The following is a 2926-nucleotide window of genomic DNA, read 5'->3' on the forward strand; positions in this document are numbered from 1 at the left end:
GTGCGGCGACCTCGGCCGGCAGGGCGCCCGGCAGCGGCCGGTCCGCGGCCTCCACGACCGTTACGGCACACCCGGCCTCGCGGGCGGCGGTGGTGAACTCCGCGCCGATCCATCCGGCGCCGACGACCACGATCCGGTCCCGTCGGCCGAGCACGGGCCGCAGCGCCTCGGCGTCGTCCAGGGTGCGCAGCAGATGGACGCCCGGCACGGAGACGGCACCCGGCAGTCCGACCGGCTCCGCGCCGGTGGCGAGGACCAGTACGCCGTACGGGACGGGCCCGGCCGCGGTGTCGACCTCCCGCGCGTCCGGGCGCAGTCCGGTGACCTCCACGCCGAGTCTCAGCCGGACGGAGAGTGCCTCGAAGTCGATGTCGAAGGCCGAGCCGTCCGCCGTGCCCAGCAGGACCGCCTTGGAGAGCGGAGGCCGGTCGTAGGGCGGATGGGGTTCCGCGCCGATCAGGGTGACCGGGCCCTCGTAGCCCTTCTCCCGCAGGGCCACGGCGGTCTGCACGCCCGCCATGCCCGCACCGACGATGACGACGCCCGGCTGTTCCCGCTGCTGCTCGTGTCTGCGCTGCTCGCTCACCCGGTCACCTTAAGCAGCGGACGGGCCGCGGGCGGCGGGCCGTTCCGGCTCCCGCCCCTACGGGACGGCCTTACCGCGCGGCGGGCGGCGCGTTAGGCTTGCCGTCGACACTACCTCGCGGGAGTCCGGACGCACCGGGCTGAGAGGGAGGCTGAAGCGGCCTCCGACCGTACGAACCTGATCCGGGTCATGCCGGCGAAGGGAGGGGCTGGACGCCCATGCAGTCGTCCCAGGAGAAGACCGCTTCCGATGTCCTGGTCATCGGCGGCGGAATCATCGGACTGGTCACGGCCTGGCGAGCCGCGCAGCACGGACTGCGTACCGCCGTCGTCGATCCCGGTCCTGGCAAAGGCGCCGCGCGGGTCGCGGCGGGCATGCTCGCCGCCGTCACCGAACTCCACCACGGCGAACAGCTTCTGCTCGGGCTCAATCTCGCCTCGGCGGAGCGCTATCCGGAGTTCGTGGCCGAGCTGGAGGAGGCGGGCGGCCAGGAGACCGGCTACCGCGCCTGCGGCACGCTCGCCGTCGCCCTCGACACCGACGACCGCGCCGAGCTGCGCGAACTGCACGCCCTTCAGCAGCGCTCGGGCCTGACGTCCGAGTGGCTCACGGGACGCGAGTGCCGGCGTCTGGAACCGATGCTCGCGCCGGGCGTACGCGGCGGTCTGCGCGTGGACGGCGACCACCAGATCGATCCCCGCCGGCTCGCCTCGGCCCTGCTCACCGCCTGCGAACGGGCCGGAGTGGTCTTCCACCGCGCCTGGGCCGAGCGGCTCTCCGTCGTACGGGACCGGGCCGCCGGTGCCGTACTGGACGACGGGCGCGCGCTCACCGCGGACCAGGTGGTACTGGCGGCCGGCAGTCTGAGCGGACGGCTGGCGGGCGTCCCTGCCGAAGTCCTGCCGCCGGTACGGCCCGTCAAGGGCCAGGTCCTGCGGCTGACGGTGCCTCGTCCGTACGCGCCGTTCCTGTCCAGGACGGTACGGGCCGTGGTGCGCGGCAGCCAGGTGTATCTGGTGCCGCGCGAGAACGGCGAGCTGGTCGTCGGCGCCACCAGCGAGGAGCTGGGCTGGGACACCACGGTCACGGCGGGCGGAGTGTACGAGCTGCTGCGGGACGCGCACGAACTGGTCCCCGGCATCACCGAACTGCCGCTCACCGAGACCCGCGCGGGACTGCGTCCGGGCTCGCCGGACAACGCGCCGCTGCTGGGACCGACCGCGCTGCCCGGGCTGAGTCTCGCGACCGGGCACTACCGCAACGGCGTGCTGCTCACACCGGTCACCGGCGACGCGCTGGCCACGGTGCTGACCACCGGCGAACTCCCGGACGTGGCCCGCCCGTTCACTCCGCTCCGCTTCACCTCCGTACCGCAGGACCTCACCCCCGTACCGCGGGAGCTGACCGTATGAGCACCTCTGTCCGTGTGACCGTCTCCGTGAACGGCGAGGCCCGCGATCTCGCCTCCGGCACCACCCTCGACATCCTGGTCGCCACCCTCACTCCAGCGCCCTCGGGTGTCGCCGCCGCCGTCAACGAGACGGTGGTGCCGCGCGGCCACTGGTCCGGCACGGTGCTCGGCGACGGCGACCGGGTGGAAGTCCTCACCGCGGTCCAGGGAGGCTGAGCCGCCATGGCCGACGACCGGCTCACCATCGGCTCCACCGTCCTCAACTCACGGCTGATCATGGGCACGGGCGGAGCCCCCAGCCTGGACGTACTGGAACGCTGTCTGCGCGCCTCGGGCACCGAACTCACCACCGTCGCGATGCGCCGCCTCGATCCCACGGTCCAGGGCTCGGTCCTCTCCGTGCTCGACTCCCTGGGCATCCGCGCCCTGCCCAACACGGCGGGCTGCTTCACGGCGGGCGAGGCGGTCCTGACCGCCCGGCTGGCGCGCGAGGCGCTCGGTACGGAGTGGATCAAGCTGGAGGTGGTCGCGGACGAGCGGACGCTGCTGCCCGACCCGATCGAACTGCTGGACGCGGCCGAGATCTTGGTCGACGACGGCTTCACTGTGCTGCCGTACACCAACGACGATCCCGTGCTGGCCAGAAAGCTGGAGGATGTGGGCTGCGCCGCGATCATGCCGCTGGGCTCGCCGATCGGCTCCGGCCTCGGGATCCGCAACCCGCACAACTTCGAGCTCATCGTGGAGCGGGCGGGCGTACCGGTGATCCTGGACGCGGGCGCGGGCACCGCGTCGGACGCGGCGCTGGCGATGGAGCTGGGGTGCGCGGCGGTGATGCTGGCGTCGGCGGTGACGCGGGCGCGGGAGCCGGTGCTGATGGCGGAGGCGATGCGGCACGCGGTGGAGGCGGGTCGGCTGGCGCGCCGGGC

General features: G+C 73.4%; 4 protein-coding genes and 1 riboswitch. Of the genes, 3 read left to right on the forward strand and 1 reads right to left on the reverse strand.

What is annotated here, in order from left to right; translation table 11 throughout:
* Positions 1 to 586: NAD(P)/FAD-dependent oxidoreductase (locus GA0115259_RS38260; RefSeq protein WP_141716897.1), on the reverse strand; the 586-nt coding region annotated here is incomplete at its 3' end.
* Between the two features lie 107 nt (positions 587 to 693).
* A riboswitch (TPP riboswitch) is annotated at positions 694 to 807 on the forward strand.
* Here GA0115259_RS38260 and thiO point away from each other — a divergent pair.
* From thiO to GA0115259_RS38275, 3 genes are all read left to right on the forward strand, one after another.
* Entirely contained in the window at positions 805 to 1998 is a 1194-nt protein-coding gene (gene thiO / locus GA0115259_RS38265; protein WP_093605227.1) for a glycine oxidase ThiO, read from the forward strand. Its footprint overlaps the riboswitch before it by 3 nt.
* Entirely contained in the window at positions 1995 to 2213 is a 219-nt protein-coding gene (thiS, locus tag GA0115259_RS38270) for a sulfur carrier protein ThiS (RefSeq protein ID WP_176732794.1), read from the forward strand. The genes thiO and thiS overlap by 4 nt, the downstream gene beginning before the upstream one ends.
* A 6-nt stretch (positions 2214 to 2219) precedes the next feature.
* Positions 2220 to 2926, forward strand: a 707-nt coding sequence (locus GA0115259_RS38275) for a thiazole synthase (protein WP_093605229.1), incomplete at its 3' end; no start/stop codon positions are given.

This window comes from Streptomyces sp. MnatMP-M17 (genome assembly GCF_900091995.1).
Classification (GTDB): Bacteria; Actinomycetota; Actinomycetes; order Streptomycetales; family Streptomycetaceae; genus Streptomyces.

Coding starts and splice junctions, on each gene's coding strand:
- thiO (WP_093605227.1), top strand. CDS start 805: ATGCAGTCGTCCCAGGAGAAGACCGCTTCCGATGTCCTGGTCATCGGC.
- thiS (WP_176732794.1), top strand. CDS start 1,995: ATGAGCACCTCTGTCCGTGTGACCGTCTCCGTGAACGGCGAGGCCCGC.